3 protein-coding genes are annotated in these 2,906 nt (G+C 58.8%); all 3 read right to left on the bottom strand.

Annotated features, from left to right (window positions below; genetic code table 11):
* Window positions 1–444 (bottom strand): MucR family transcriptional regulator (locus QZY01_RS00045; protein ID WP_294531836.1); only part of this gene is annotated, 444 nt, incomplete at its 3' end.
* Between the two features lie 260 nt (window positions 445–704).
* Window positions 705–1,628, bottom strand: coding sequence for a 3'-5' exonuclease (locus QZY01_RS00040; RefSeq protein WP_294531834.1), 924 nt, complete (start codon window positions 1,626–1,628; stop codon window positions 705–707).
* 141 nt (window positions 1,629–1,769) lie between these two features.
* Window positions 1,770–2,624 (bottom strand): hypothetical protein, encoded by an 855-nt coding sequence (locus QZY01_RS00035; RefSeq protein ID WP_294531831.1) that lies wholly within the window; start codon window positions 2,622–2,624, stop codon window positions 1,770–1,772.
* Window positions 2,625–2,906: the final 282 nt, after the last annotated feature.

Raw genomic sequence — 2,906 nt, 5'->3', positions numbered from 1 at the left:
ATGCCGCTTGAGAGTCGCAAAGCTTTTTCCGCATTCAAGACAGATAATCTTGTCACTCCAGACGGATGCCTTGATGGGAAGAAAAGGCTCCACATTCGGTGCATCGACGACGAAATCGTCGCGAAATGCATTTATTCCCGCGCCTGCCAAGGCGGCGTCAGGCGTCGTCGGCGGCGAATCCGTGGCCGGCGGTTCTGCTCTGATTTCGTCCGCTTGACGGAGAAGCCCAGGGCGAAGCGTCGCCTTGGCCTCGCCGTCGCTGTCGGCGGCGCCGCGCACGCGCGGGCCGGCGTCGACACGCTCAACCAACAGGGCGTGCATATCCGCAATCATGATGGCGAGTTCCATCTTCGTCATCGGGTTTTGGCTGGCGTATCGCCCGACGACGTCGGCCGCCGCGACAACGAGGGCAATATCCTGGGAGGTTGCTGGTTTTCGTTCCATCGAAATGTTCCTCTAGGTTGATGAGATAATAGATCGTCTTGGACGATTATCAATCGTTTGATCGTGTTTTATCGAGTACGAACGTCGCATCGCGGCGCGAAGCACCGTCATTCAGCAAGAAAATGCCGCCGTCGCCTGACCCCGGCGACATCAAAATTGGCGGTCCCAGCGGATCTCATCGAAAAGATAAAAGCCGCCAGTCGATGCCTTGCTTCTTCGGTGGCGAATCTTGCGGGGTCGCCACCGCAGTCGCAACAGTTTTAGGGCTTGCGGCCGGAATAGCGGTTCAGAGCCGTCAATTCATGCACCGTCGGCGCGCTGGCTTTGGCGTTGAGAGTTGGCGCGTAGACATGCTCATCGAGCCAGTATTCTTCCTCTGCACGTTCGGGCAACTGCACCTCGCGGCTCCAGACCCCGCTGGCTTGACTCCATTGGTACCCACGCGCCCGCAAGACGCCCTTTGTCGCGAAGGCGGAGCCCGTCGCCTCGAACAGCAATGTCGGCTGGCGCGAGGACTCGAAGAGATTTTTGACCACCGTGCCGTCACCCGAAAGTTTGGCCATCAAAAGCGCGACCAGTGCGTCGACGTCGTTCGCAGCCCGATGCGCGGCGGGTTGAAACAACCCGGTTTGCATGAGCAACGCATTGAGGCCCTTGCCTTCGAAACCTTCGGCCCGCCAGTCGATTTCCGCAAAGGAACAGGCCCATGGCCGCAGCGGAAGGGAGGGAAAGCGCCGTTCCAGGAAGGGTCGATCGAAGGCGGCGTTGTGGGCTATCACCAACTCCGCATCTTCGAAAAGCGCGTGAACCGCATTATCGTCGATCTCATGGCCGCGAAGATCGTCATCCGTCAAACCGGTCAACGCGACAATCTCCGGGCGCAAGGGCGATTTCGGGTCCTGGAGGAAGGCGACGGCCTCGCCGATGTGAACCACGGCGCCCAAATAATCCATGACGATCGGGCGCGCAGCAAACTCGATGATGGTGTCGGCGGCGGCGTCAAGACCGGTGGTTTCGACGTCGACGACCAGAATCCGAACATCGTCGAACATGCCCGGCGGGGGCTCCGGCGTCGCCGTTATACTCAGGGCGCGCAGAACGCGATAGTGGGGAGACGATTCGAGAATTTGCGCATGGGTTTCGAAACATGCGGCTTCAAGATTCCGGTGAATTTCGGAGGTCATGGTGATGATCTTTCTTTTGTTGGCGTGATTTGACACGAGGGCTCGCATGCGGTTTTTTCGACGTGATTGACGCAGCCCGACGCAAAACGGCGGCGCCATGAGCGCCGCCGGATTTCTTGAGAGACGCAGTTGTGTTGAACGTCAGCCCTTCGCCGCCGCGCCGCGATCAAGCTTCAAACCGACGGCCTCGAGGAGGATCTTCTCGGCGATCGCGATGATTCGATCTGCGCCGCCGTAGATTGAAAAGACGCAGAGCTCATCGGCCGGTGAGATGCGGGACTGGTCGCCGCCGCGATAGGGCGAAGACCGCTGACCGATGGCGGGGTCGACGCCAAGAAAACCGCAATGATCGCGACCTTCTTGCGTCATCACCCAAACATTGAGCGCGCCCTTCCTGGTCTCCGCGTCGAAAAGCTTGTCGAACTGCGTGGGCTTCATTCCGTTCGGCAGCGGCACAATGATCGCGCGTTCCTGAACCATCACCGGACTCGCCGGCGAGGGGAAGCGCTGAGGATGGAGATGCGATGGGAACCAGTCGTCCCAGCCGGCGTCCCCCACGTAAGTTTGGCCATTGTGCCAAAGCGCGCCATGGCGATCCCGGCGGGACTCTTTATTCCGGTCCCAGACGCGATCGGCGCCGGTTGTCGAGACCTTGTAAATCGGCATCTTGAGAATTCGGCTGAGGTTCAAGAGACCGCCGCAGCCGGCGGCGTAGCAGCCGCGGCGATCAGGTCCTGGAGTCCAAAGCCTGCGGAACTCATCGGTTTCGAACAAATCGGTCGGCTCCGGATCGAAGTCTCGGCCGCCGATCCGGGGCCAATCGGTCGGTAGTTGCCTTCGTTTGGCGGCGTCTTCCGGCTGTAGCGGAACGGCCTGAGGCGCGCTGGTCTTTAGACTGTCTAAACAGTGAGCCAAGGCCTGTTGCGCGGTTTCAAGTGCTCTCTCGATATCGAAAAGGTGTTCGAGAAGGGAAAGTGGAGTTGATTCGTTTGCCATAAGATATTCTTACCTATTTATTCGACGCAACTTCGAAGCCGTGCACGCCACGCGTCACGCCGATCCCCGACATGCCGGTCGTGGACAAGAGCGACGGCGTCGCGTTCGAGCGCCGGAATTTGGGTCATTGGAGGGTGAAAATCCCGTACGGGATCATTGGGTTCGAAGGACGTGCTGAGAAATGACTGACCTTCGATGTTACAGAAGAATACCTTCTTAGCTGGCAAGCGAAGCCAACACTTGTTTCTCTTTTTTCTCTTTCTTTTTTCGGGATTCTTAGGT

The organism is uncultured Rhodoblastus sp., assembly GCF_903903185.1.
In the GTDB taxonomy this organism is placed as follows: Bacteria; Pseudomonadota; Alphaproteobacteria; order Rhizobiales; family Beijerinckiaceae; genus Rhodoblastus.
This window is presented reverse-complemented; position numbering and strand designations above follow the sequence as displayed.

Bases quoted from the DNA above. Each gene is read 5' to 3' on its own strand.
- QZY01_RS00035 (WP_294531831.1), bottom strand. From the start codon at position 2,624: ATGGCAAACGAATCAACTCCACTTTCCCTTCTCGAACACCTTTTCGAT.
- QZY01_RS00040 (WP_294531834.1), bottom strand. From the start codon at position 1,628: ATGACCTCCGAAATTCACCGGAATCTTGAAGCCGCATGTTTCGAAACC.